This window comes from Streptomyces sp. BK79, from assembly GCF_044142145.1.
Taxonomy (GTDB): Bacteria; Actinomycetota; Actinomycetes; order Streptomycetales; family Streptomycetaceae; genus Streptomyces.
Window position 1 is genome coordinate 41048 of sequence record NZ_JBHVOC010000016.1, and the last position, 22683, is coordinate 63730.

Consider the following 22683-nt stretch of genomic DNA (forward strand, 5'->3'; position numbering starts at 1 on the left):
CCGCGAGCATACGTCCTCGATAGCCACAGACTATGGAAACCAGGCGGACCATGTCTTGGACCGATGGCCCTGCCGCCCCGTAGCGTCTTGTGACATGGCACTGGCAACGCGGACGGACCGACGGCCGTCCATGGCGCGCACCGTGTGGGGCTCGACCGTCGGCAAGAAGACAGTGATGGCGGTCAGCGGTCTCGTCATGCTGCTCTACCTGGTCGCCCACATGATCGGGAACCTGAAGATCTTCTTCGGGACGAGCGAGTTCAACGAGTACGCCCACTGGCTGCGCACGGTCGGTGAGCCGTTCATGCACTACGAGTGGACGCTGTGGCTGATCCGCGTGGTGCTGGTCGTCGCCGTCGTCGCCCACGCCGTCTCCGCGTACCAGCTCAGCCGCCGCGACATCAAGGCGCGGCCCAGCAAGTACGTGCACAAGAGGAAGCGGGCCAGTTACGCGACGCGCACCATGCGGTGGGGCGGGATCATCCTCGCCCTGTTCATCGTCTGGCACATCCTGGACCTGACGACCGGCACCGCGCACCCCGGCGGCTTCGAGACCGGCAAGCCCTACCAGAACGTCGTGGACACCTTCTCCACCTGGTACGGCAACGTCGTCTACATCGTGGCGGTGCTCGCCCTCGGCCTGCACGTCCGGCACGGCTTCTGGTCCGCCGCCCAGACCCTCGGCGCCGGCAGCCGCACCCGCGACCGCGCCCTGAAGACCGTCGCGAACGTCCTCGCGCTGCTGCTCACGGCCGGCTTCGTCGCCGTACCCGTGGGCGTCATGACCGGAGTGGTGAGCTGACATGACAACCTACGCCGACTACACGACCGGTGAGCCGGTCGCCGACACCAAGGCCCCGTCCGGGCCCGTCAACGAGCGCTGGGACACGCGCCGTTTCGAGGCGAAGCTGGTCAACCCCGCCAACCGGCGCAAGCAGACCGTCATCGTCGTCGGCACCGGACTCGCGGGCGGCTCCGCCGGCGCGACGCTGGCCGAACAGGGCTACCGCGTCGTCCAGTTCTGCTACCAGGACTCCCCGCGCCGGGCCCACTCCATCGCCGCGCAGGGCGGCATCAACGCCGCGAAGAACTACCGCAACGACGGCGACTCCGTCCACCGGCTGTTCTACGACACCGTCAAGGGCGGCGACTTCCGCTCCCGCGAGTCCAACGTGCACCGCCTCGCGCAGATCTCCGTCGAGATCATCGACCAGTGCGTGGCGCAGGGCGTGCCCTTCGCCCGCGAGTACGGCGGCCTGCTCGACACCCGCTCCTTCGGCGGCGTCCAGGTCTCCCGTACGTTCTACGCCCGCGGCCAGACGGGCCAGCAGCTCCTGCTCGGCGCCTACCAGGCCCTCAGCAGGCAGATCGCGGCCGGCAACATCGAGATGCACCCGCGCACCGAGATGCTGGACCTGATCGTCGTGGACGGGCGGGCGCGCGGCATCGTCGCCCGGGACCTGATCACCGGCAGGATCGACACGTACTACGCGGACGCGGTGGTCCTGGCGAGCGGCGGCTACGGCAACGTCTTCTACCTCTCCACCAACGCCATGAACTCCAACGCGACCGCCGTGTGGCGGGCGCACCGGCGCGGCGCGTACTTCGCCAACCCCTGCTTCACACAGATCCACCCGACCTGCATCCCGCGCACCGGCGACCACCAGTCCAAGCTGACCCTGATGAGCGAGTCGCTGCGCAACGACGGCCGGATCTGGGTGCCGAAGGCCAAGGGCGACGACCGGCCGCCGAACAAGATCCCCGAGGCCGAGCGCGACTACTACCTGGAACGCATCTACCCGTCCTTCGGCAACCTGGTGCCCCGCGACATCGCCTCCCGCGCCGCGAAGAACGTCTGCGACGAGGGCAGGGGCGTCGGCCCGGGCGGACAGGGCGTCTACCTCGACTTCGCCGACGCCATCGAGCGCATGGGCCGCAAGGCGGTCGAGGCCAAGTACGGCAACCTCTTCGACATGTACCAGCGGATCACCGACGAGGACCCGTACCGGGTCCCCATGCGGATCTACCCCGCCGTGCACTACACGATGGGCGGACTGTGGGTCGACTACGACCTCCAGACCACCGTCCCCGGCCTCTTCGCCATCGGCGAGGCCAACTTCTCCGACCACGGCGCCAACCGGCTCGGCGCCTCCGCGCTGATGCAGGGCCTGGCCGACGGCTACTTCGTCCTGCCGGCCACCATCAACGACTACCTGGCCCGCAACCCGCACAAGGACGAGGTCGACGACGGCCACCCCGCGGTGCAGGAGGTGCTGGCCGAGACCGAGGACCGGCTCAACCTGCTCCTGTCCGTCGACGGCGACCGCACCCCGGACTCCTTCCACCGCGAACTCGGCGAGCTGATGTGGGAGTTCTGCGGCATGGCCCGCACCGACTCCGGCCTGCGCAAGGCCCTGGAGCGCATCCCGCAGATCCGCGAGGAGTTCTGGCGGCGCATCAAGGTCCCCGGCACCGGCGAGGAGTTCAACCAGTCGCTGGAGAAGGCCAACCGCATCGTCGACTACCTGGAGCTGGCCGAGCTGATGTGCCTCGACGCGCTGCACCGGTCCGAGTCCTGCGGCGGCCACTTCCGCGAGGAGTCCCAGACCCCGGACGGCGAGGCGGCCCGCAAGGACGAGGAGTTCGCCTACGCCGCCGCCTGGGAGTTCACCGGCACCGGCGAGGCCCCCACCCTGCACAAGGAAGACCTGGTCTTCGAGTACGTCCACCCCACCCAGCGGAGCTACGCATGAAGCTCACCCTGCGCGTCTGGCGGCAGAAGAACGCCGACGCCGACGGCGCCATGTCCACGTACGAGGTGGACGGCATCTCCCGGGACATGTCCTTCCTGGAGATGCTCGACACGCTCAACGAGGAACTCATCCTCAAGGGCGAGGACCCGGTCGCCTTCGACCACGACTGCCGAGAAGGCATCTGCGGCGCCTGCTCGCTGGTCATCAACGGCGACGCCCACGGCCCCGAGCGCACCACCACCTGCCAGTTGCACATGCGGTCCTTCCAGGACGGCGACACCATCGACATCGAGCCGTGGCGGGCCTCCGCCTTCCCGGTCGTGAAGGACCTGGTCGTCGACCGCTCGGCCTTCGACCGGATCATCCAGGCCGGCGGCTACATCACCGCGCCGACCGGTTCCGCGCCGGAGGCGCACGCGGCCCCGGTGCCCAAGCCGGACGCCGACCTCGCCTTCGAGCACGCGGAGTGCATCGGCTGCGGCGCGTGCGTCGCGGCCTGCCCGAACGGGGCGGCGATGCTGTTCACCTCCGCGAAGGTCAACCACCTCAACGTGCTGCCGCAGGGCGCTCCCGAGCGGGAGACGCGGGTGCTGGACATGGTGGCGCAGATGGACGACGAGGGTTTCGGCGGCTGCACGCTCACCGGCGAGTGCGCCACGGCCTGCCCGAAGGGCATCCCGCTGGTCTCCATCACCAGCATGAACAAGGAGTGGCTGCGGGCCACGCGCAAGGTGGCGAAGGGGTAGGGGCACCGCGCCCGGCCACCACCCGACGTTCGCCACAGGTGCGGACGGACGGGGCCGGGGGAGGTGCTCCCCCCGGCCCCGTCTCGCTTCGCGCCCCTGGCATTCAACAGTCCCACACCCACTCTCCCGGCCCAGGTCACGCACCGGCCAACCGGCAGCGGAAGAACAGGGGCGGCGGACCGTACACCGTCGGTCCGCCGTCGCCGCCCCGGCCCGTGACCAGGAGAGTGCCATGTCCGGCGTACTGACCGCAGACCGCCCCCCGAAGCCCGCCGCACCCCACCGCTACACCGTCGCCCTCGCCCGTGACGAGGAGGACGTGCGGGCCGCGCAGCGGCTGCGGCACGACGTCTTCGCCGGGGAGATGGGCGCCCTGCTGGCGAGCCCGCAGCCCGGTCACGACATCGACCCCTTCGACGCCTACTGCGACCACCTGCTGGTGCGGGAGGAGACGACCGGGCAGGTCGTCGGCACCTACCGGCTGCTGCCGCCGGAGCGTGCCGCGGTCGCCGGGCGGCTGTACGCCGAGAGCGAGTTCGACCTCGCGGCGCTGGACGCGATCCGGCCCGGGCTGGTCGAGGTCGGCCGCTCCTGCGTCCACCCCGCCCACCGCGACGGCGCCGTCATCGGGCTCATCTGGGCCGGCATAGCCCGCTACATGACCGACCACGGCCACGCGTGGCTGGCCGGCTGCTGCTCGATCCCGCTGGCCGACGGCGGCGCCCTCGCCGCCGGCACCTGGGACCGGGTGCGCGCCAAGCACCTGGCGCCCCAGGAGTACCGGGTACGGCCCCTGCGCCCGTGGGTCCCGCGGACGGCGGCACCGGCCGGCCGCACCGAACTGCCGGCCCTGCTGCGCGGCTACCTCCGCCTCGGCGCGTGGGTGTGCGGGGAGCCCGCGCACGACGCGGACTTCGGCGTCGCCGACCTGTACGTGCTGCTGCCGATGAGCCGGGTCGACGCGCGCTACCTGCGGCACTTCCTCTCGCTCGTCCCGGCCTGATGAGCGCCTGGCTGCCCGTCGCACCCTGCACCCCCGCGGTGTGCGTGGAGCGGTCCCGTACCACGGCCTCCGTGCCGCGCGCCGTGCTGCGGCTCACGGTGGTCGCGCTGCTGCTCCTCGCCGGGATCGCGGTGGTGCTGACGCCGCTGGGCCCGGGGCGCCCCGGCACGCGGGGGCGGGTTCCGGCCGCGCTGGTGCGGCGGTGGTGCCGGTGGATCGTGCGGGCCGCCGGCGTCCGGGTCCGCGTCACCGGCGCCGCCGCGCCCGAGGGCGGGGTGCTCCTCGTCGCCAACCACGTCTCGTGGCTCGACGTCCCGCTGCTCGCCGCCGTCCGCCCGGCCCGGATGCTGGCCAAGAGCGAGGTCCGCCGGTGGCCGGTGGCCGGTCCGCTCGCCGCGCGCGGGGGCGTGCTGTTCATCGAACGGGACCGGCTGCGGGCCCTGCCGGACACGGTCGCCGTCCTCGCCCGGGCCCTCGGCGCCGGAGCGGCGGTCGCCGCGTTCCCCGAGGGCAGCACGTGGTGCGGACGCGCCCAGGGCCCCTTCCGCCGGGCCGTCTTCCAGGCCGCCCTGGACGCCGGGGTCCCCGTCCAGCCGGTCCGCATCCGCTACCGGACCGGGGAGCGGGCGGGGGCGGGTGCGGTGAGCACGGCGCCGGCCTTCGTCGGCGAGGACACGCTGCTGGCCTCCCTGTGGCGGGTGGCCTCGGCACGCGGCGTGACCGCCGAGGTGGAGGTGTGCCCGGCGATTCCGCCCGGCCGCCACCGCGACCGCCGCGCCCTCGCCGAGGCGGCCCAGCCGCCGGTCCCCGCGGTTCCGGGGCCCCGGCACGGTCACCGAGAGGAAGCACCTTCGAAAAGTATGTGCCCTTTGTGACGTATGTTCCGTTTCTGTACTGCAGATGCGGACATCCGGAAGGCAGGCACTCCGGAAGGAGGGTGATGCCAGATGATCACCCGTGAAGAGATCGCCAACGTCCTGGACCATCCGGTCTACGACGGGGACGGCAACAAGATCGGCGAAGCCAAGCACGTCTTCTTCGACGACGTGACCGGACGCCCCGAGTGGGTGAGCGTCAAGACGGGCATGTTCGGCTCCAGCGAGTCCTTCGTGCCGATCCGCGACGCCTCGCTGGTCCAGGACCACATTGAGGTCCCCTACGGCAAGGAACAGGTCAAGGGCGCGCCCAATGTCGACGTCGACGCGGGCGGCCATCTGTCGGAGTCCGAGGAACACCGGCTCTACGACTACTACGGCATCAACTGGGACAGCGTGCTGTCCGAGGCGGAACGGACCGACGACGGCCGCTGGGCCGCGGGCCCGGGCCACACGGGAGCCGGCGCGGCCGGCGCGGCAGGCGCCGCCGGAATGGCCGGCACGACGGGCCGTACCGCCGGCACCGAGGGCCGCACGACGGGCACCGAGGGGCGCATGGCCGGTACCGAGGGGCGCATGGCCGGTACCGCGGGCGGTGCCGCCGGGTACCAGGAGGCCCGCGACCGGACGGGCCTGCGCGACGACGACGCCATGACCCGCTCCGAGGAGCAGATGCACGTCGGCGTGGAACGCCGCGAGTCCGGCCGGGCGAGGCTGCGCAAGTACGTGGTCACGGAGGAGGTCCAGCAGACGGTCCCGGTGACCCACGAGGAAGTGCGGGTGGAGCGCGAGCCGATCACGGAGGCCAACCGTGACGACGCGCTCGCCGGTCCCGAGATCAGCGAGGCCGAGCACGAGATCACCCTCCACGCCGAACGCCCCGTGGTGGAGACCGAGACGGTGCCCATGGAGCGCGTCCGGATGACCACCGAGGAGCACACGGAGGAGGAGACGGTACGCGGTCAGGTGCGCAAGGAGCGGATCGAGGCCGTCACCGAGGAGATCGCCGAGGACGACGACCTCCGGCGCGGCCGCGAGTAACCGTCGTCCCCGTCAACGCGAGGACCCGCGCCGGTGGGACGCCCTCACCGGCGCGTCCCGCCGTCGCCGTACAGGGCGGCCGCCAGATAGGGCGCGGTGGCGCTGCCCCCGGCCCGCGCCACCTCGGCCGGTGAGCCCACCGCGACGATCCGGCCGCCCGCGTCGCCGCCGCCCGGCCCCAGGTCGATCACCCGGTCGGCGCCCGCCGCCACGGCCATGTCGTGCTCGACGACGACCACCGTGTGCCCGGCGTCCACCAGCCCGTGCAACTGGCGCGTCAGCACCTCGACATCGGCCGGGTGCAGCCCGGTCGTCGGCTCGTCGAGGAGGTACAGGGTGTGCCCCCGGCGCCCCCGCTGCAGTTCGCTCGCCAGCTTGATGCGCTGCGCCTCACCGCCGGACAGCTCGGTCGCCGGCTGCCCGAGCCGCAGGTATCCGAGCCCCACGTCGAGCAGCGCCGACAGACTGCGGGCCGCGGCCGGCGTGTCCGCGAAGAACTCCGCGGCACTCTCCACCGTCAGGTCCAGCACCTCGGCGATGTTCCGTCCCCGGTAGGGGACTTCGAGCGTCTCGGGGTTGTAGCGCGCGCCCCGGCAGTCCGGGCAGGGCGCGTACGTGCTCGGCAGGAACAGCAGCTCGACGCTGACGAAGCCCTCGCCCTGGCAGGTCTCGCAACGGCCCCCCGCCACGTTGAACGAGAAGCGGCCGACGCCGTAGCCCCGCCGGCGGGCCTCCTCCGTGGCGGCGAAGACCTTGCGCACCACGTCGAACAGGCCCGTGTAGGTGGCCAGGTTGGAGCGCGGGGTGCGGCCGATGGGCCGCTGGTCGACGCGGACCAGGCGGCCGACCCCCGGCAGCTCCCGGGTCAGCTCGCCGACCAGTGTGGACTTCCCGGAACCGGACACGCCCGTCACCGCCGTGAGCACCCCGAGCGGGAACTCGGCGGTCACCCCGCGCAGGTTGTGCCGGGTGACCGGCCCGACCGTCACACTGCCACGGGGGGTGCGCACCTCGCGGGCGGGGGCGGGGGAGCGGTCGAAGAGGTACCGGGCCGTCGCGGACTCCCGCACCCCGGCCAGCCCGTCGACCGGGCCGCTGTACAGCACGCGTCCGCCGTGCTCGCCCGCCCTCGGGCCGACGTCCACGATCCAGTCGGCGCCGCGCATCACGCCGAGGTGGTGCTCCACCACGAACACCGAGTTGCCCGCCGCCTTCAGCCGCTCCAGCACCGTCAGCAGCGCCTCGGTGTCCGCCGGGTGCAGTCCCGCCGACGGCTCGTCCAGGACGTACACGACGCCGAACAGCCCGGAGCGCAGCTGCGTCGCCAGCCGCAGCCGCTGCAGCTCGCCCGCCGACAGGGTGGGCGTCGGACGGTCCAGGCTCAGATAGCCGAGGCCCAGCTCGACGACGGGCGCGATCCGCGCGGTGAGGTCCCCGGTGAGAACCCGGGCCGTCTCGCCCTCGGTCGGCAGCGCCCCGGCGAGTTCCGTGAGCGGCAGCGCGGCCAGCTCGGCGAGGGTGCGTCCGCCGACGGTCACCGCGAGGGCCTCGGGCCGCAGCCGCGCGCCGCCGCAGCCGGGGCAGGGCGCACTGGTGAGGAAACGCTCGGCCTTCGCCCGCAGCGTGGCGCTCTTGGAGTCCGAGAACGTCTTCATCACATACCGCCGGGCGCTCATGTACGTGCCCTGGTAAGGCCGTTGGATGCGGTCGGCGTCGCGCACCGGGTGCACCGTGACCACCGGCTGCTCGTCCGTGAACAGGATCCACTCCCGCTGCTCGGCGGGCAGCTCGCGCCACGGCCGGTCCACGTCGTACCCGAGCGCGTCGAGGACGTCCCGCAGGTTCTTGCCCTGCCACGCGCCGGGCCAGGCGGCGATCGCGCCGTCCCGGATCGAGAGGGAGGCGTCCGGGACCAGCAGCTCCTCGGTCGTACGGTGCACCCGCCCGAGCCCGTGGCACTCCGGGCATGCCCCGGCCGCCGTGTTGGGCGAGAAGGCGTCGGAGTCGAGCCGCTCGGCGCCCGGCGGGTAGTCGCCGGCGCGGGAGAAGAGCATCCGCAGCGAGTTGGAGAGGTTGGTGACGGTGCCGACCGAGGAGCGGGACGTCGGAGCCGTGCGGCGCTGTTGCAGCGACACGGCGGGCGGCAGACCGGTGATCTCGCCGACCTTCGGGGCGCCGACCTGGTGGATCAGCCGGCGGGCGTACGGCGCGACCGACTCGAAGTAGCGCCGCTGCGCCTCCGCGTAGACCGTCCCGAACGCGAGCGAGGACTTCCCCGACCCCGAGACACCCGTGAAGACGGCCACCACGTCCCGGGGGACGTCCACGTCCACGCCCCTGAGGTTGTGCTCGCGGGCGTCGCGCACCCGGACGTAGGGGTCGTGGGGGCTGTGCATCGCGGGGAACTCCGTACGGTCTTCGGTCACGGCCGGGGGGACAAACCCGCGATTCTACGCCGTTGCGGCTCGCGGCCCCGTGCCGGTGACCCGGGCGAGCCGCCGGTAGGAGTCCACCAGCGCCGCGCGGTCGTACGTGCTCGTGGTGACTAGGATCTCCTGCGCGCCGGTGTCCCCGATCAGCGACTCCAGCTCCTCGGCGACCTGCTCCCCGGTGCCGGCGATGTGGCCGGTGAGCCCGGACTCGTACAGGTCGCGTTCCTTGGCGGTCATCGTCCGGGCCTCGACCTCCTCGGCCGGCGGCAGGGGAGGGAACGAGCCGCGGGTGCGCGCGTGGGCCATGGACCAGGCCTCCGGGAGCAGGAGCCGCCGGGCGGCCCCGGGGCTCTCGGCCACGGCGACCGTGCCGGAGACGACGACGTACGGCTCGTCGCTCCACTCGGACGGGCGGAAGGCGGCGCGGTAGCGGTCGACGCCGCGGCGCAGGCGATCGCGGTCGCGCAGGTCCCCGATGACCATCGGCAGGCCCGCCCGGGCCGCGACGGCCGCGCCCTCGCCCATGGCCAGCACGAAGGGCGGCACGCGCAGCCCCTCGGAGGGGCGGGCGCGCACCCCGGTCGGCGAGGTCCCCCGGAACCAGCCGAGCAGCTCGGCGAGCTGGGCGTCGAAGTCCTCGGCGTCGTCCTTGTCCCGGCCCAGCGCCCTGCGCACGCCGTCGGTGAAGCCCACCGAGCGGCCGAGCCCCATGTCGATCCGGCCCGGGAAGAGCGACTCCAGCACACCGAACTGCTCGGCGACCACCAGGGGCCGGTGGTTGGGCAGCATCACGCCGCCGGTACCGACCCGGATGCTCCGCGTCGCGCCGGCCACGGCGGCGGCCAGCACGGTCGGCGCCGAGCCGGCCACCCCGGGCACGCCGTGGTGCTCCGCCACCCAGAACCGGTGGTAGCCGAGCCGCTCCGCCTCCCGCGCCAGCTCCACGGTGTCGCGCAGCGCCTGGGCGGCGGTACGCCCCTCCCGGATGCGGGAGCGGTCCAGTACGGAGAAGCGGGTGGTCGCGATCACTGAGCTCACACGGGGTTCAACGTCCGCGCCGCGCCAGGATTCCCGGCCCGGTCCTAGGGCCTGTCTGACAATTCCCGCCTGCCTCGCGACGCCATGCACGCACTCTCGCCGCACCGGGCGCAGAGCCGAGTACATCCAGTACGAGGCTCTACGCCCGGCACGCCGAGAGCACGCACCTGACGCCGCGAGGCCGCCCTCCGGGCGACGACGCGAATTGTCAGACAGGCCCTAGGGTGGGCGGGTGACCGACAGCAAGAGGCCCCCGGTGGCCGTGTTCGACCTGGACAACACCCTCGCCGACACCGCGCACCGGCAGCGGTTCCTGGAGCGCCGGCCGCGCGACTGGGACGCGTTCTTCGCCGCCGCGCCGCACGACCCGCCGCTGGAGGAGGGCATCGCCCTGGCGCGGGAGAGCGCAGAGGAGTGCGGGATCGTCTATCTGACGGGGCGGCCCGAGCGCTGCCGGCGCGACACGCTGGACTGGCTGGCCGCGCACGGCCTGCCCGAGGGGCCCGTGCACATGCGGGGCGACGCCGACCGGCGGCCTGCCCGGCGGACCAAGCTGGAGATCCTCCGGCGGCTCGCCCGCACCCACGAGGTCCGGGTCCTCGTGGACGACGACGACCTGGTGTGCGACGACGCCGAACGGGCCGGTTTCACCGTCGTCCGGGCACGCTGGGCCGCCCGGTCCGCGGCGCTGCGCGCGGCGCAGGAGCGCGAGGGCAGGACCTGACCCGGGCGGGGCGGTGGGCCGTCAGTCCGTGTCCTCCAGGCGGAAACCGAGCTTCAGGCCGACCTGCCAGTGCGCGACCTCGCCTTCCTCGATCTGGCCGCGCACCTGGGTCACCTCGAACCAGTCCAGGTTGCGCAGCGTCCGCGACGCGCGGCTGATGCCGTTGCGGACGGCCTGGTCGACGCCGTCGGGCGAGGTGCCGACGATCTCGGTGACCCGGTAGGTGTGGTTCGACATGCGGATGCTCCCTTCGTACGGCGACGCTGTGTCGTACGTCACTCCACCGTGCCCCAGACGGCGGCGGATCGCGAGGTGTCGGGAGTCGGTCCGGGACACCCCTTGATTTCCGCATTGGTCCATACCAAAATCCCAGACACCCGTTCGAGCCTCGGGCTCGTCCCCCACGTCGGGTCTCCCTTCGCGTGCGCAGGACATCCCTGTCCGCCCCCGCCCCTGTCCGTCAGACAGAAGGACCCCTCGTGAGACCTCGCCTCCTCGCCCTCGCCTGTGTGTCGGCCTCGCTGCTGAGCGGCTGCGGCCTCGTGTCGCAGGACGGCGGCGAGCGGCGCACCGTCACCGTGTGGCTGATGAAGGACAGCGCCTCGCAGGACTTCCTGGACCGGTTCACCGAGGAGTTCGAACGCGAGCACCCGGACCTCGACCTCGACGTCCGGATCCAGCAGTGGACCGGGATCGGCGACAAGGTGCAGGCCACGCTGAAGGCCGACGGCACCGACGGACCCGACGTCATCGAGGTCGGCAACACCCAGGTCCCGCAGTACGCGGAGGGCGGCCGGCTGATGGACCTGACCCTGGAGTCGATGCGCGACTGGGGCATCCGTGACTGGCTGCCGGGCCTCGCGGAACCCGGGCAGTGGATGTCCCAGCAGTTCGGCATCCCCTGGTACGCCGCCAACCGCGTGGTCATCTACCGCAAGGACCTGTTCGAGCAGGCCGGCGTCACCGAGCCGCCCCGCACCCGCGAGGAGTGGCTCTCCGTCACCGAGCGGCTCGACTCGGGCGGTGACCAGGGCATCTACCTGGCCGGGCAGGACTGGTACACCCTCTCCGGCTTCATCTGGGACGAGGGCGGCGAACTGGCCGTGCAGGACGGCGGCACCTGGACGGGCGCCCTGCACTCGCGGGCCGCACTGCGCGGGATGGACTTCTACCGCGCGTTGCAGGCCCTCGGCGACGGCCCGCTCGACGCCGACGAGGAACATCCGCCGCAGGCCGGCGTGTTCGCCGGCGGACGGGTCGCGCAGATCGTCGCGGTGCCGGGGCTCGCCCAGTCCATCGTGCGCGAGAACCCGGGACTCCAGGGGAAGCTGGGCTTCTTCCCGGTGCCCGGCAAGACCGCCGGCAAGCCCGGCGCCGTCTTCACCGGCGGCTCCGACCTCGTCGTACCGAAGAACACCGACGAACACGACGGCGCCCTCGCCGTGGTCGAGGCGCTCGTCGGCACCAAGTGGAACACCGACCTGGCCCGCACCATGAACTACGTCCCGAACAAGAAGTCGCTCGCCAAGGCCGTCGCGGGCGAGGAGGGGGTCTCGGCCATGGCGGCCGGGGCGGCGCAGGGCCGGGCGACCCCCGGGACGCCCCGGTGGGGCGCGGTCGAGGCGGACAACCCGATCAAGGAGTACATGACGAAGGTGCTCACCGGGGGCGACGCGGAGTCGGAGGCCCGCCGGGCCTCCGACCGCGTCACCGAACTGCTGGACCTCGACGCACGCTGACGCGTCGCGGGCCGGCCCGCGATGCTCGGCCCGCGACGCTCGGTCCGCCACGTTCAGTCCGCGACGATCAGCCCGCCACGCTCAGCGACAGCGCGAACCGGCCCTCGGTGTCCGTCCACCAGTGGGTCAGCTCCAGGCCGGCCGCCGCCAGTTCGGCCCGCACACCCTCCCGCCGGAACTTCGCGGACACCTCGGTGCGCAGGTCCTCGCCCTCGGCGAAGTCCACCGCCAGGTCCAGCGCCTGGATCTTGACCGTCTGCGCGGTGCGCGAGCGCAGCCGCATCTCGATCCACTCCCGTTCGGCGTTCCACAGCGCCACGTGCTCGAACGCCTCGGGGACGAAGTCGGCCTCCAGCTCCCGGTTGACGACGGACAGCACGTTCTTGTCGAACGCCGCCGTCACCCCGGCCGCGTCGTCGTACGCCCGCACCAGCACCCCCTCGTCCTTGACCAGGTCGGTGCCCAGCAGCAGGGCGTCGCCCGGCGAGAGCAGGGACCGTACGGCGGCCAGGAACGCGGCCCGCTCATCGGGCAGCAGGTTGCCGATGGTGCCCCCGAGGAACGCCACCAGCCGGGGGCCCGGCGTCTCGGGCAGCGTCAGCCTCCCGGTGAAGTCCGCGATCAGGGCGTGCACCTGGAGGTCCGGCCGCTCGGCGACGAGCGCCTCCCCGGCCTGGGTGAGGGCGCTCTCGCTGACGTCCACCGGCACGTAGCCGCGCAGCCCGGTGAGCGCGTCGAGCAGGAACCGGGTCTTCTCCGAGGACCCGGAGCCCAGCTCCACCAGGGTGCGGGCACCCGTCGCCGCGGCGATCGCGGCGGCCCGGTCGACGAGGATCTCCCGCTCGGCCCGGGTCGGGTAGTACTCCGGCAGTGCCGTGATCTCCTCGAACAGCTCGCTGCCCCGCGCGTCGTAGAACCACTTGGGCGGCAGCCACTTGGGCGTGCTCGTCAGGCCCGCCAGGACGTCGGCGCGCAGGGCGGCGTCCGTGGCGTCCTCGGGCAGCGTGCGGGTGAGGCGGAACGGGCTCACGTGCGGGGCTCCTTCGGGGAGACGAAAGCGTCCGGGGCTGCGGCGCCGCCGGGATCCTTGAGCGGGGAGAGCAGCACGTCCGTGCGGCTCGCGACGAGCAGGGTGCGGTCGGGAACCTCCTGCCAGCGCGGATCGTCGTCGTACGGCTCCGAGGCGACGACCGTGCCGCCGCCGGGCCGGGCCAGGTACCACAGGGTGTCGCCCCAGGTGGTCGCGGTGATGGTGGCGCCGCTGGTGAGCAGCAGGTTGAGCCGGGAGGCGGGGGCCGCCGCGGCGACCTCCGACACCGTCTCGGCCAGGGCCCGGCCCTCGTCGTCCCCGGCGCGCAGCCGGGCCAGCACCAGCGCCCACACCAGCGCCGAGTCGTTGCGGGCCTCCAGCGCCAGCAGGTCCTCGGGCGGCAGTGTCCCGGCCACCCGCGCCAGCGAGCCGGGCCAGCCCCCCACGGCACCGTTGTGGCTGAACAGCCACGTCCCCGCGGCGAACGGCGCCGCCGCGGCCTCGGCGTCGGCGCCCGAGAGCGTCGCGTCCCGCACGGCGGCCAGCAGCGCCCCGGTCCGCACCACCCGGGCCAGGTCGGCGAAGGACTGGTCCGCCCAGATGGGCCCGGCCCGCCGGTACCGCGCCGGCACCGGGTCGCCCCCGGCGTACCAGCCGACGCCGAACCCGTCGGCGTTGACCGTGCCGTACCGCTGGTGGCGGGGCGCCCAGGACTGGCGGTACAGGGCGTGCGGCGGGGCCACCAGGAGACCGCCGAGCGGCTCCTCGGGCCCCACGTAGGCAAGATGACGGCACATCAGGAGGCCTCCGCCGACCGGGCGGTGCGGAACCCGGAGAAGATCTGCCGCCGGACCGGGTAGTCCCAGTTGCGGAACGTCCCCCGGCAGGCCACCGCGTCCACGGCGAACGAGCCGCCGCGCAGCACCTTGTGATCGGGACCGAAGAACACCTCCGAGTACTCCTTGTACGGGAACGCCCGGAAGCCGGGGTACGGGGTGAAGTCGCTCGACGTCCACTCCCAGACGTCGCCGATCAACTGCCGTACGCCGAGCGGCGACTCCCCGGCCGGGTAGCTGCCGGCCGGCGCCGGGCGCAGGTGCCGCTGGCCCAGGTTGGCGTGCTCGGGGCCCGGGTCGGCGTCGCCCCACGGGTAGCGCATGACGCGGTCGCCGGCCGGGTCGTACCGGGCGGCCTTCTCCCACTCGGCCTCGGTCGGCAGCCGCCGCCCGGCCCAGCGGGCGTACGCGTCGGCCTCGTACCAGGACACGTGCACCACCGGCTCGTCGGCCGGCACCACCTCGGTGACCCCGAAGCGGCGCCGCAGCCACTGCCCGCCGTCCCGGCGCCAGTACAGCGGGGCGGTGAGCGAGTGCCGGCGGACGTGCTCCCAGCCGGCGGGGGTCCACCAGCGCGGGTCGTCGTAACCGCCCTCGTCGATGAACGCCCGGTACGCCCCGTTGGTCACCGGCGTGGTGTCGATGAAGAACGGCGCCACCTCGCGCCGGTGCGCGGGGCGTTCGTTGTCCAGGGCCCACGGCTCGGTGGAGGTGCCCATCAGGAAGGGGCCGCCGGGCACCAGGACCTCCGCCGGGCCCGTGGACAGCGGTACGGGGTCCGGGTCGGGGGCGGTGAGGGCCTGCGGGCCCTTGCGGAGCTGGTGGGTGATCAGCATGGTCTCGTCGTGCTGCTGCTCGTGCTGGGCGATCATCCCGAAGGCGAAGCCCGCCTCCGTCAGCCGCGTCCCGTGGAACGCGGTGCCCTCCAGCACGTCCAGGGCCCGTGCCCGCACGTCGGCCGCGTACCGGCGGGCCTCCTCGGGCGGGAGCAGCGGCAGGCTGGGCCGCTCGGCGCGCGGGTGCTCGAAGGCGTCGTAGAGGCTGTCTATCTCGGGGCGTATCGCCTCCTGCCCGGCGACGGCCCGCAGCAGCCACTGCTCCTCCTGGTTGCCGATGTGCGCCAGGTCCCACACGAGCGGGGACATCAGCGGCGACACCTGGGCGGTCAGGTCGGGGCCCTCCACGCAGCTGGTCAGCAGCGTGGTGCGCTCCCGGGCGGTGACGAGCGTGGCCAGGGCCCGCTCCCGCAGGGCCGCCGCGTCCACGGCCGGTCCGGAAGCGGGGGAGCCGGGGTCGGGGCGGGAAGCGGTGTCGGTGGTGGTGTCCAGGGCGGGGTCGGTCATCGGCGGGTCTCCCTCCCGTTCGGGCCACGGCTCGCGCCGTCCGGCGGGTCCAGCAGGTCGTCGGCGGGGCAGCGGCCCCGCAGGACGTAGCGTTCCAGGTACCCGGCGACGGCCTCGGTGACCTCGGCCGTGGCGCCGAGCCGGGGCAGGGCGCCGAGGGCCGCGGTGAAACACGTGACGGCGGCCTCGCGCAGCTCCGGGTCGGTGAGGGCGTCCCGGGCCGCGTCCTCGTACAGGGGGTTGTGCGGGGCGCGCAGTCCGAGCGTGCGCTCGGCGAGCGGCTTCACGGCCCGGTAGGCGGTCTCGCTCGCCTCCGGGTCGTCGAACAGCGCCGCCGTCACCGCGAGCGGCACCGTCCAGCCGTCGTCCCCGGGCTGCGCGTCGATCATCCGCAGCTCCAGGTGGCCGCGCGGCCGGACCGGCGGGAACAGGGTGGTGAGGTGATAGTCGAGGTCGTCCCGGGTGGGCGGCCTCGGCGTCCGGCTCCTGGTCCACTCGCGGAAGGTCAGCCCCTCCGGCACGTCCCACGGCCCGGCGTCCCGGCGTACGCACATCACCGGGGCGTCCAGCACGTGCCGGGTCCAGGCGCCGCGCGGGTCGGCGTCCAGCGCGGGGCCGCCCGCCCGGCCGGTGCCGATCTGCGCCCACCGCAGCTGCCGGGTGGACCGCCAGCCGGTGGGCCGGCCGTCGGCCAGCGGCGAGTTGGCGAACGCGGCCAGCAGGACCGCGCCCAGATGGTGGGCCAGCCACCAGCGGCGCACGTGTCCGAGGGGGCCGGGCTCCTCGTGCCCGGCGTCCAGGCACACCTGCACGGAGGCGGAGGTGCACATCATGAAGCGGCCGCCGGGGCCCGCGCGGTCGAGGCAGGCCTCCATGGCGTCGTAGCGCGGCTGCCGCAGGAAGCGGCGCGGCGCGTGCCAGGGATCGTGGCCGAGGCCGACGAGGGCGAGGCCGTCCTCACGCAGTACCGCGCGGACGGCGGCCAGGTCGGCGGAGACGGTACCGACACACTCCGTCAGGGAGGTGGCGGGGAGCGAGCTGAGTTCCAGCTGGCCGCCGGGTTCGACGGTCAGCGCCGACTTCAGCGGCACGGCCCGCAGGGCGGCGTAGAGCGCGCTGAGCCGTTCGGGGGCCACGGGGAGCCGTGGCGCGTGCGTGTCGTGGACCAGCCATTCCACCTCGACGCCGAGGCGCCTGGGCGGGCCGGTCTTGAAGCAGATGCCGTGGACCAGCGCCTCGACCTCGGCCTCGGTGAGCGTGGTGCGCGGCCGGGTGCAGCCGCTTACCGCATCGGACATGTCGGGATCCTCCTGAGATTCCATCCATGCCGCCGACCCCTGTCGCGGTGGGCCGGGTCGGCACACTCGTCCCACCCAAGACCCTCGGGCTGCTCCGCACAAGGGTGCATAGCGGGACGTATCGGCAACGCGGTTCCCGTGACCCGTCCGTTTCCGGGGGCTTTCCCCGTCGTTCCCGGGCCGGGAAACTCCGTTGCACCGCCCCACCAGCATCACCCAGGATCACTGCATGAGCACGACGAGGGAGGCCGCGCGGCGCGCGGTCATGGCGTCCACGGGGGTGTCGCCATGAGCGCGCGCCTGCGGGGCATCGCACAGCGCACCGAGCAGATCGTCGCGGCGGGGGTCTACCACGCCGCCGACGGGCGCGAGGTCCGGATCGGGCCCGCCGTCGAGGCGGCACGGGACGGTACGCGGATGTACGGCCCGGGGCCCGTCGACGTGCCCGCCCCCGCCCCGGTCCCGACGCTCTTCGAGGTCACCGGCGAGAGCAGCCTGGAGGCCGCCCACCGCGTCGGCGGCCGGGTCGCCGTGCTCAACTTCGCCTCCGCCCTCCCCCAGCTCTCAACTTCGTTCGAGCCGGGGGGACCCCCATCCCGGGCGGCGGCTACCTCAACGGCGCCCAGGCGCAGGAGGAGGCCCTGTGCCGGGCCTCGGCGCTGTACACCTGCCTGCTGCGGGCGCGCGAGTTCTACGACCACCACCGCGCCCACCGCGACCCGTTCTACACGGACCGCGTCATCCACTCGCCCGACGTGCCGGTCTTTCGCGACGACCGGGGCCGCCTGCTGGACGAGCCATACACGGCGGGCTTCCTCACCTCCGCCGCGCCGAACGCCGGCGCGGTCCTGCGTACGGCCCCGGAGCGCGCCGCCGAACTGCCCGCCGCCCTGGCCGTACGCGCCGAACGGGTGCTGGAGACGGCCGTGGCCCACGGCTACCGGCGGCTGGTGCTCGGCGCCTGGGGCTGCGGGGTGTTCCGCAACGACCCCGCCGAGGTCGCGGGCGCCTTCCGGTCGCTGCTCGGGCCCGGCGGACGGTTCGCGGCGGCGTTCGAGCGGGTGACGTTCGGCATCCTGGACCGCACGCCCGGCGGCACCGTCCGGGAGGCGTTCGGCCGGGCCTTCCCCGAGGCCGGTGCCCGTCCCGCTCAGCTCCAGCCGTAGCGCTCCCGCAGCCGCCGCCGTACGAGGTCGAACCGCATCCGGTCCAGGGCGCACGCCTCGCGGCGCATCCCGGCGTCGTGCAGGCGCAGCACCCGGTCCACGTCGACCCACGAGTCCCGCCCCGAGCGGTCCCACGGCCCGCTCCCGATGGGCACCCACTCCCGGTCGCCGTCGTGCCGCCTGCTGGACAGCTGCACGGCCAGCAGCGTGCCGGCCGCCTCCCGGGCGACGACGAGCACCGGCCGGTCCTTGCCCCGGCCGTCGTTCTCCTCGTAGGGCACCCAGGTCCAGACGATCTCGCCGGGGTCCGGGTCCCCGTCGTGCGCGGGGGAGTACTCGGTACGCACCGGGCCCACGTCCCGGGGGTCGGCCTCGGTGGTCGCGAAGGGGCCGTGGCGGCCGGGGACGGGGGCGGTGTCGTCGGTGAAGGCGCTCACGGCCGTACCGTACGGGACGCGCCGACCGGCCGCGGCAGGGGGCGGGCGGTGAGCGGCGAGCCGCCCGGCCCGGTCACCGAGTGGCAGGGCCCACCCCGAGCGGCCAGCATGCAGCCAGGACCACCGAACGACGCCCTTCCCCCGGCCCGGTGGCAGGCTGATCACCGGGCTCGCGACCGCGGGCCCGGCCACCGACCGTACGAGGAGAGAAGACCGACGTCATGACCGACCAGCTGACCGTGAGCGTCCTGGGCACCGGCATCATGGGTGCCGCGATGGCCCGCAACCTCGCCCGCGCCTCGCACACCGTCCGTGTCTGGAACCGCAGCCGGGACAAGGCCGAGCCGCTGGCCGCCGACGGCGCGCACGTCGCCGACACCCCCGAGGAGGCGGTGCGGGACGCCGACGTCGTCCTCACCATGCTGTACGACGGTCCGGCCGCCCTCGACGTCATGCGCAGGGCCGCCCCGGGTCTGCGTCCCGGCGCCGCGTGGGCGCAGTCGACCACCGCCGGCGTCGACGCGGTCGCCGACCTGGCCGCCTTCGCCCACGACCACGACCTCGTGTTCTTCGACGCCCCGGTCCTCGGTACCCGGCAGCCCGCCGAGGCCGGTCGGCTGCTGGTGCTGGCCGCCGGCCCGGCACGCGCCCGGCACGCGGTGACGCCCGTCTTCGACGCCGTCGGCTCCCGCACGGTGTGGACCGGTGAGGACGGCGCCGCGGGCAGCGCCACCCGGTTGAAGCTGGTGGCCAACAGCTGGGTCCTGGCCGCCACCAACGCGGCCGGCGAGGCCCTGGCGCTCGCCAAGGCGCTGGGCGTGGATCCCGACGGCTTCTTCGACGCCATCGCCGGCGGGCCGCTCGACATGGGGTACCTGCGCGCCAAGTCCGCCCTGATCCGCGACGGGGCCCTGACGCCGGCCCAGTTCGCGGTCGCCACCGCGGCGAAGGACGCCCGCCTCATCGTGGAGGCCGGCGAGGCGAACGGCGTCCGCCTGGACGTGGCCGCCGCCGGGGCGGAACGCCTGGCGCGCGCCGCTGCGCAGGGCCACGGCGAGGAGGACATGGCGGCGGCGTACTTCGCCAGTTTCGACGAGCACCCGGTAGAGAACCCGTCGGAGAACCGGCCGGAGAACCCGTCGGAGAACCGGCCGGAGAACCGGTCCGAATGAGCGCGTCCGGGGTACCGGGTACCGGTTGGGCGACACGGCCCGAAGAGCGACACGGCCCCCACCCCAGCCCCCACCACGACCGAAGGAGTCCACGATGTCCAAGCCGCCCCTGCCGTCCAAGGCCGTCGAGATGCTGCGCCGGGCCAACCCGTGCGTCATGGCCACCCTGCGCGCGGACGGCGCCCCCGTCTCCACCCCCACCTGGTACCTCTGGGAGGACGACGGCCGGGTCCTGGTCAACTTCGACGAGGGACGCGTACGGCTTGGACACGTGCGGCGCGACCCCCGTGTGACCCTCACGGTCCTCGCGGGCGACGACTGGTACACCCACGTGACCCTCATCGGCCGCGTCGCCGAGATCAGTGACGACGAGGACCGCACCGGCATCGACCGGCTCTCCACGCACTACACGGGCAACCCGTACCCCGACCGCGTCCGGGCCCGGGTCAACGCCTGGATCGAGGTGGAGCGCTGGCACGGCTGGGGCGCTATGAAGGACAGCGATCAGGCCTCCCCCTGAGCGGCCCGCGCGAGAGGGCCCGGCGGTCACCGCCGGGCCGGCGCGACGGCGTCGACGGTGCCGTGCGCGCACGGCAACGGCCCGGCGTGCCACGGGATTCGGCCGCGCATCGACACGTCCGCGCGCCTCGTCCAAGGCCGACGGCGCGGCATCGCGTGTCGGTCACCGTCTGGGTGAGGCATGGAGGCGGCGCGGCAGCAGCAGGGGCGTCGCCAGGAGGAGGACACCCGCGAGCGCGACCGCCGCCCGGGTTCCGGTCAGGCCCGCCAGGACGCCCCACAGGGCGATGAGGGCCGCGGTCGTCAGCTTCCCGCTGATCGTCCAGGCGGACAGGGTGCGCGCGACCCGGTCCGCCGGGGTCAGGTCCAGACGGCGCGTGGCGAACACCGTGTTGAACACGCCCATCGACGTGATCAGCCCGAACTCGACGGCCATCACGAGGACCAGCCCCCCGGCGCCCGGGCCGACGAAGACCAGCCCGACGGGCCAGCACACGCGCAGGAACCCGCTGGTGACCAGCACCCGGTGCGTCCCGTGGCGCGCCACGAGGGAGCGGGCCAGCCGGGAGCCGATCAGACCGCCGGCGCACGGCACCGCGAAGGCGAGACCGTACTGCCAGGGCGCGAAGCCCAGATCGCCCAGCATGAGGACGGCGAGCAGCGGCGCGGTCGCCATGATCAGGCCGTTGACCAGGACCGTGTTGAGGAACAGCGGGCGCAGGTCCGGCGAGGCGAGGACGTACCGCCAGCCGTCCAGCAGGTCACCGGCCCGCGGCCGTGGCGCGCCGGCGTGCGGCGGGCGCGCTTCGGTGCCGCCGATCGCGCGGATCCCCAGGGCCGACAGGAGATGGCTGACCGCGTCGACCGCGACCGTCACCACCGGCCCGAAGATCCCGATCGCCGCCCCGCCGACGGGGGGCCCGAGCATGGTCGCGGTCCAGGTCGTCGCCTCCAGGCGGCCGTTCGCGGTCAGCAGGTCCCCGGGCCGGACCAGCGCCTTGAGACAGGAGCCGGCGGCGGCCCGGAACATGATGTCGGCCGCCGCCACGACGACCGACACGACCACCAGCTGGGCGAAGCCGAGCCGCCCGAACGCGTACGCGACCGGAACGCTCGCCAGCGCCGCGCACCGGACCAGGTCCGTCCCGATCATGACCGGCCGCTTGCGCCGGAACTCCACCCACGGGCCCAGCGGCACCGCCACCAGCGCACCCACCGCGAGACCCGCCGCCGCGAGCGCCGCCACCCGCGCCGGACCGGCGTCCAGCACCACGACCGCGATCAACGGAAAGGCGTCGAACGCGAGCCGCGTGCCGAACGTGCTGACGGCGTACGCCGCCCACAGCCACCCGAACCGCCGCCCCAGCGACCTGCTGCCCGTCACGCCCGTCGTCACCACGCCGGACATCAAAGCGACAGCCGGCGCCGCCGATCAAACAACCGGTCGGCATGCGGCACAACCGGCCGTTGTACGGGGACGGACGCGGAGCCCCCGCCCGCGCCCGCCCGCCCGCCCCCGCGCCCGCCCGCGCCGGACCCGCCCCCGCTCCTATCGCGCGAGCAGGTCCCGCAACGCCCCGGCGACCTCGTCCGGCGCCTCCTCCGCCATGAAGTGGCCGCAGTCGACGGTGTCGTGCCGCAGGTCGGGGGCCCAGGCCCGCCACAGCGCCGCGGCGTCGTAGCCGAGGGCGGCGCCCCAGTCCTGCTGGAGGACGGTCACCGGCATCGTCAGCCGGTTGCCGGCGTCGCGGTCGGCCCGGTCGTGGACGACGTCGATGCCGGCCGAGGCCCGGTAGTCGGCCACGATGGACGGCACCGCCTCGCGGGACGCCTCGAGATAGGCGGCGCGGACATCGGCGGGCAACGCGTCCGGGTCCCTCGTCCAGACGTCGAGGAAGTGACCGAAGAACGCGTCCGGCGCGGCGCCGATCATCCGCTCCGGCAGCCCCGGCGGCTGCGCCATCAGGTACAGGTGGAAGGCCACGGCCGCCGAGGCGCCGTGCAGGACGTCCCACATGTCCAGGGTCGGCAGCACGTCCAGCGCGGCCAGGTGCGTCACCGCGTCCGGATGGTCGAGCCCGGCCCGCACCGCGACGAGCGCGCCCCGGTCGTGCCCGGCCAGCGCGAACCGCTCGTGCCCGAGCGCCCGGGCCAGGGCGACGACGTCGGCGGCCATGGTCCGCTTGGCGTAGGCCGTGCCGTCCGGGTCGGCCGGTTTGTCGCTGTCGCCGTAACCGCGCAGGTCGGGGCAGATGACGGTGTGGTCGGCCGCGAGGCCGGCGGCGACGTGCCGCCACATCAGGTGGGTCTGGGGGAAGCCGTGCAGCAGCACGACCGGGCTGCCGGAGCCGCCGACGGCCACGTGCAGGGCGACGCCGTCGGCGACCGTGACGCGGTCGTGGGTGAAGCCGGGGAAGGTCGGTGTCATGGCGGGGTCGTGCCTCTCTGTCGTACGTCGTACCGGTGACTGCTGAGAGCCTGCCGGGCGCGGATCAGCAACCGATCAGCACGCGTACCGTGGTGAGGGCACG

The 22683-nt window shown here is 73.9% G+C and carries 21 protein-coding genes and 1 pseudogene; 11 read left to right on the top strand and 11 right to left on the bottom strand.

Going from position 1 to position 22683, the window contains the following annotated elements:
• Positions 1-130: 130 nt before the first annotated feature.
• The 6 genes from ACFIF2_RS20785 to ACFIF2_RS20810 all read left to right on the top strand — a co-directional run bounded on the left by ACFIF2_RS20785 (position 131) and on the right by ACFIF2_RS20810 (position 6418).
• Positions 131-802 (top strand): succinate dehydrogenase, encoded by a 672-nt coding sequence (locus tag ACFIF2_RS20785; RefSeq protein ID WP_395574852.1) that lies wholly within the window; start codon positions 131-133, stop codon positions 800-802.
• 1 nt (position 803) lies between these two features.
• Positions 804-2753, top strand: coding sequence for a fumarate reductase/succinate dehydrogenase flavoprotein subunit (locus ACFIF2_RS20790; RefSeq protein WP_395574684.1), 1950 nt, complete (start codon positions 804-806; stop codon positions 2751-2753).
• Positions 2750-3499, top strand: a complete 750-nt coding sequence (locus ACFIF2_RS20795) for a succinate dehydrogenase/fumarate reductase iron-sulfur subunit (protein ID WP_395574685.1) — start codon at positions 2750-2752, stop codon at positions 3497-3499. The genes ACFIF2_RS20790 and ACFIF2_RS20795 overlap by 4 nt, the downstream gene beginning before the upstream one ends.
• A 232-nt stretch (positions 3500-3731) precedes the next feature.
• Positions 3732-4502 carry a GNAT family N-acetyltransferase gene (locus tag ACFIF2_RS20800; protein WP_395574686.1) on the top strand — a complete coding sequence of 257 codons (771 nt, stop codon included), beginning with the start codon at positions 3732-3734 and terminating at the stop codon, positions 4500-4502.
• Entirely contained in the window at positions 4502-5377 is an 876-nt protein-coding gene (locus tag ACFIF2_RS20805) for a lysophospholipid acyltransferase family protein (protein ID WP_395574687.1), read from the top strand. Before ACFIF2_RS20800 ends, ACFIF2_RS20805 begins: the two co-directional genes overlap by 1 nt.
• Before the next feature lie 72 nt (positions 5378-5449).
• Positions 5450-6418 (top strand): DUF2382 domain-containing protein, encoded by a 969-nt coding sequence (locus tag ACFIF2_RS20810; protein WP_395574688.1) that lies wholly within the window; start codon positions 5450-5452, stop codon positions 6416-6418.
• 44 nt (positions 6419-6462) lie between these two features.
• Here ACFIF2_RS20810 and ACFIF2_RS20815 read toward each other — a convergent pair whose 3' ends face one another.
• Positions 6463-8814: an ATP-binding cassette domain-containing protein gene (locus ACFIF2_RS20815; protein WP_395574689.1), complete on the bottom strand. Its 2352-nt coding sequence runs from the start codon at positions 8812-8814 to the stop codon at positions 6463-6465.
• A gap of 54 nt (positions 8815-8868) precedes the next feature.
• Positions 8869-9888 (bottom strand): LLM class flavin-dependent oxidoreductase, encoded by a 1020-nt coding sequence (locus ACFIF2_RS20820; RefSeq protein WP_395574690.1) that lies wholly within the window; start codon positions 9886-9888, stop codon positions 8869-8871.
• A 232-nt stretch (positions 9889-10120) separates the two neighbouring features.
• On the opposite strand from ACFIF2_RS20820, the gene ACFIF2_RS20825 reads away from it, so the two are divergent.
• A complete protein-coding gene (locus ACFIF2_RS20825; protein WP_395574691.1) occupies positions 10121-10612 on the top strand; it encodes a hypothetical protein in 492 nt (163 codons plus the stop codon).
• Between the two features lie 21 nt (positions 10613-10633).
• On the opposite strand, the gene ACFIF2_RS20830 is transcribed toward ACFIF2_RS20825, so the two are convergent.
• Positions 10634-10849 (bottom strand): dodecin, encoded by a 216-nt coding sequence (locus tag ACFIF2_RS20830; protein ID WP_395574692.1) that lies wholly within the window; start codon positions 10847-10849, stop codon positions 10634-10636.
• A gap of 242 nt (positions 10850-11091) precedes the next feature.
• On the opposite strand from ACFIF2_RS20830, the gene ACFIF2_RS20835 reads away from it, so the two are divergent.
• Positions 11092-12351: an extracellular solute-binding protein gene (locus ACFIF2_RS20835; RefSeq protein WP_395574693.1), complete on the top strand. Its 1260-nt coding sequence runs from the start codon at positions 11092-11094 to the stop codon at positions 12349-12351.
• Between the two features lie 67 nt (positions 12352-12418).
• Here ACFIF2_RS20835 and egtD read toward each other — a convergent pair whose 3' ends face one another.
• From egtD to ACFIF2_RS20860, 5 genes are all read right to left on the bottom strand, one after another.
• Positions 12419-13381 (bottom strand): L-histidine N(alpha)-methyltransferase, encoded by a 963-nt coding sequence (egtD, locus tag ACFIF2_RS20840; protein ID WP_395574694.1) that lies wholly within the window; start codon positions 13379-13381, stop codon positions 12419-12421.
• A complete protein-coding gene (gene egtC / locus ACFIF2_RS20845; protein ID WP_395574695.1) occupies positions 13378-14178 on the bottom strand; it encodes an ergothioneine biosynthesis protein EgtC in 801 nt (266 codons plus the stop codon). Before egtC ends, egtD begins: the two co-directional genes overlap by 4 nt.
• A complete protein-coding gene (gene egtB / locus ACFIF2_RS20850) occupies positions 14178-15560 on the bottom strand; it encodes an ergothioneine biosynthesis protein EgtB (RefSeq protein ID WP_395574696.1) in 1383 nt (460 codons plus the stop codon). Before egtB ends, egtC begins: the two co-directional genes overlap by 1 nt.
• Complete coding sequence (gene egtA / locus ACFIF2_RS20855; RefSeq protein WP_395574697.1) at positions 15557-16858, bottom strand: ergothioneine biosynthesis glutamate--cysteine ligase EgtA; 1302 nt, start codon at positions 16856-16858, stop codon at positions 15557-15559. The genes egtB and egtA overlap by 4 nt, the downstream gene beginning before the upstream one ends.
• A gap of 222 nt (positions 16859-17080) precedes the next feature.
• Entirely contained in the window at positions 17081-17212 is a 132-nt protein-coding gene (locus tag ACFIF2_RS20860; RefSeq protein WP_395574858.1) for a hypothetical protein, read from the bottom strand.
• On the opposite strand from ACFIF2_RS20860, the pseudogene ACFIF2_RS20865 reads away from it, so the two are divergent.
• Positions 17189-18024: pseudogene (locus tag ACFIF2_RS20865) on the top strand (TIGR02452 family protein). The gene ACFIF2_RS20860 and the pseudogene ACFIF2_RS20865 overlap by 24 nt on opposite strands.
• Here the strand turns inward: ACFIF2_RS20865 and ACFIF2_RS20870 are convergent.
• Complete coding sequence (locus tag ACFIF2_RS20870; protein WP_395574698.1) at positions 18009-18461, bottom strand: type II toxin-antitoxin system PemK/MazF family toxin; 453 nt, start codon at positions 18459-18461, stop codon at positions 18009-18011. The pseudogene ACFIF2_RS20865 and the gene ACFIF2_RS20870 overlap by 16 nt on opposite strands.
• A gap of 221 nt (positions 18462-18682) precedes the next feature.
• Here ACFIF2_RS20870 and ACFIF2_RS20875 point away from each other — a divergent pair, with 221 nt between their 5' ends.
• Both ACFIF2_RS20875 and ACFIF2_RS20880 read left to right on the top strand, forming a co-directional pair.
• Positions 18683-19633 (top strand): NAD(P)-dependent oxidoreductase, encoded by a 951-nt coding sequence (locus tag ACFIF2_RS20875; protein ID WP_395574699.1) that lies wholly within the window; start codon positions 18683-18685, stop codon positions 19631-19633.
• 94 nt (positions 19634-19727) lie between these two features.
• Positions 19728-20153 (top strand): PPOX class F420-dependent oxidoreductase, encoded by a 426-nt coding sequence (locus tag ACFIF2_RS20880; RefSeq protein WP_395574700.1) that lies wholly within the window; start codon positions 19728-19730, stop codon positions 20151-20153.
• A 162-nt stretch (positions 20154-20315) separates the two neighbouring features.
• Here ACFIF2_RS20880 and ACFIF2_RS20885 read toward each other — a convergent pair whose 3' ends face one another.
• Positions 20316-21560 (bottom strand): MFS transporter, encoded by a 1245-nt coding sequence (locus ACFIF2_RS20885; RefSeq protein ID WP_395574701.1) that lies wholly within the window; start codon positions 21558-21560, stop codon positions 20316-20318.
• Between the two features lie 141 nt (positions 21561-21701).
• Positions 21702-22580, bottom strand: coding sequence for an alpha/beta fold hydrolase (locus ACFIF2_RS20890; RefSeq protein ID WP_395574702.1), 879 nt, complete (start codon positions 22578-22580; stop codon positions 21702-21704).
• Positions 22581-22683 lie beyond the last annotated feature (103 nt).

Coding starts and splice junctions, on each gene's coding strand:
- ACFIF2_RS20805 (WP_395574687.1), top strand. CDS start 4,502: ATGAGCGCCTGGCTGCCCGTCGCACCCTGCACCCCCGCGGTGTGCGTG.
- egtB (WP_395574696.1), bottom strand. CDS start 15,560: ATGACCGACCCCGCCCTGGACACCACCACCGACACCGCTTCCCGCCCC.
- egtC (WP_395574695.1), bottom strand. CDS start 14,178: ATGTGCCGTCATCTTGCCTACGTGGGGCCCGAGGAGCCGCTCGGCGGT.
- ACFIF2_RS20880 (WP_395574700.1), top strand. CDS start 19,728: ATGTCCAAGCCGCCCCTGCCGTCCAAGGCCGTCGAGATGCTGCGCCGG.
- ACFIF2_RS20830 (WP_395574692.1), bottom strand. CDS start 10,849: ATGTCGAACCACACCTACCGGGTCACCGAGATCGTCGGCACCTCGCCC.
- ACFIF2_RS20810 (WP_395574688.1), top strand. CDS start 5,450: ATGATCACCCGTGAAGAGATCGCCAACGTCCTGGACCATCCGGTCTAC.
- ACFIF2_RS20890 (WP_395574702.1), bottom strand. CDS start 22,580: ATGACACCGACCTTCCCCGGCTTCACCCACGACCGCGTCACGGTCGCC.
- ACFIF2_RS20815 (WP_395574689.1), bottom strand. CDS start 8,814: ATGCACAGCCCCCACGACCCCTACGTCCGGGTGCGCGACGCCCGCGAG.
- ACFIF2_RS20790 (WP_395574684.1), top strand. CDS start 804: ATGACAACCTACGCCGACTACACGACCGGTGAGCCGGTCGCCGACACC.
- ACFIF2_RS20795 (WP_395574685.1), top strand. CDS start 2,750: ATGAAGCTCACCCTGCGCGTCTGGCGGCAGAAGAACGCCGACGCCGAC.
- egtA (WP_395574697.1), bottom strand. CDS start 16,858: ATGTCCGATGCGGTAAGCGGCTGCACCCGGCCGCGCACCACGCTCACC.
- ACFIF2_RS20800 (WP_395574686.1), top strand. CDS start 3,732: ATGTCCGGCGTACTGACCGCAGACCGCCCCCCGAAGCCCGCCGCACCC.
- ACFIF2_RS20875 (WP_395574699.1), top strand. CDS start 18,683: ATGACCGACCAGCTGACCGTGAGCGTCCTGGGCACCGGCATCATGGGT.
- ACFIF2_RS20885 (WP_395574701.1), bottom strand. CDS start 21,560: ATGTCCGGCGTGGTGACGACGGGCGTGACGGGCAGCAGGTCGCTGGGG.
- ACFIF2_RS20785 (WP_395574852.1), top strand. CDS start 131: ATGGCGCGCACCGTGTGGGGCTCGACCGTCGGCAAGAAGACAGTGATG.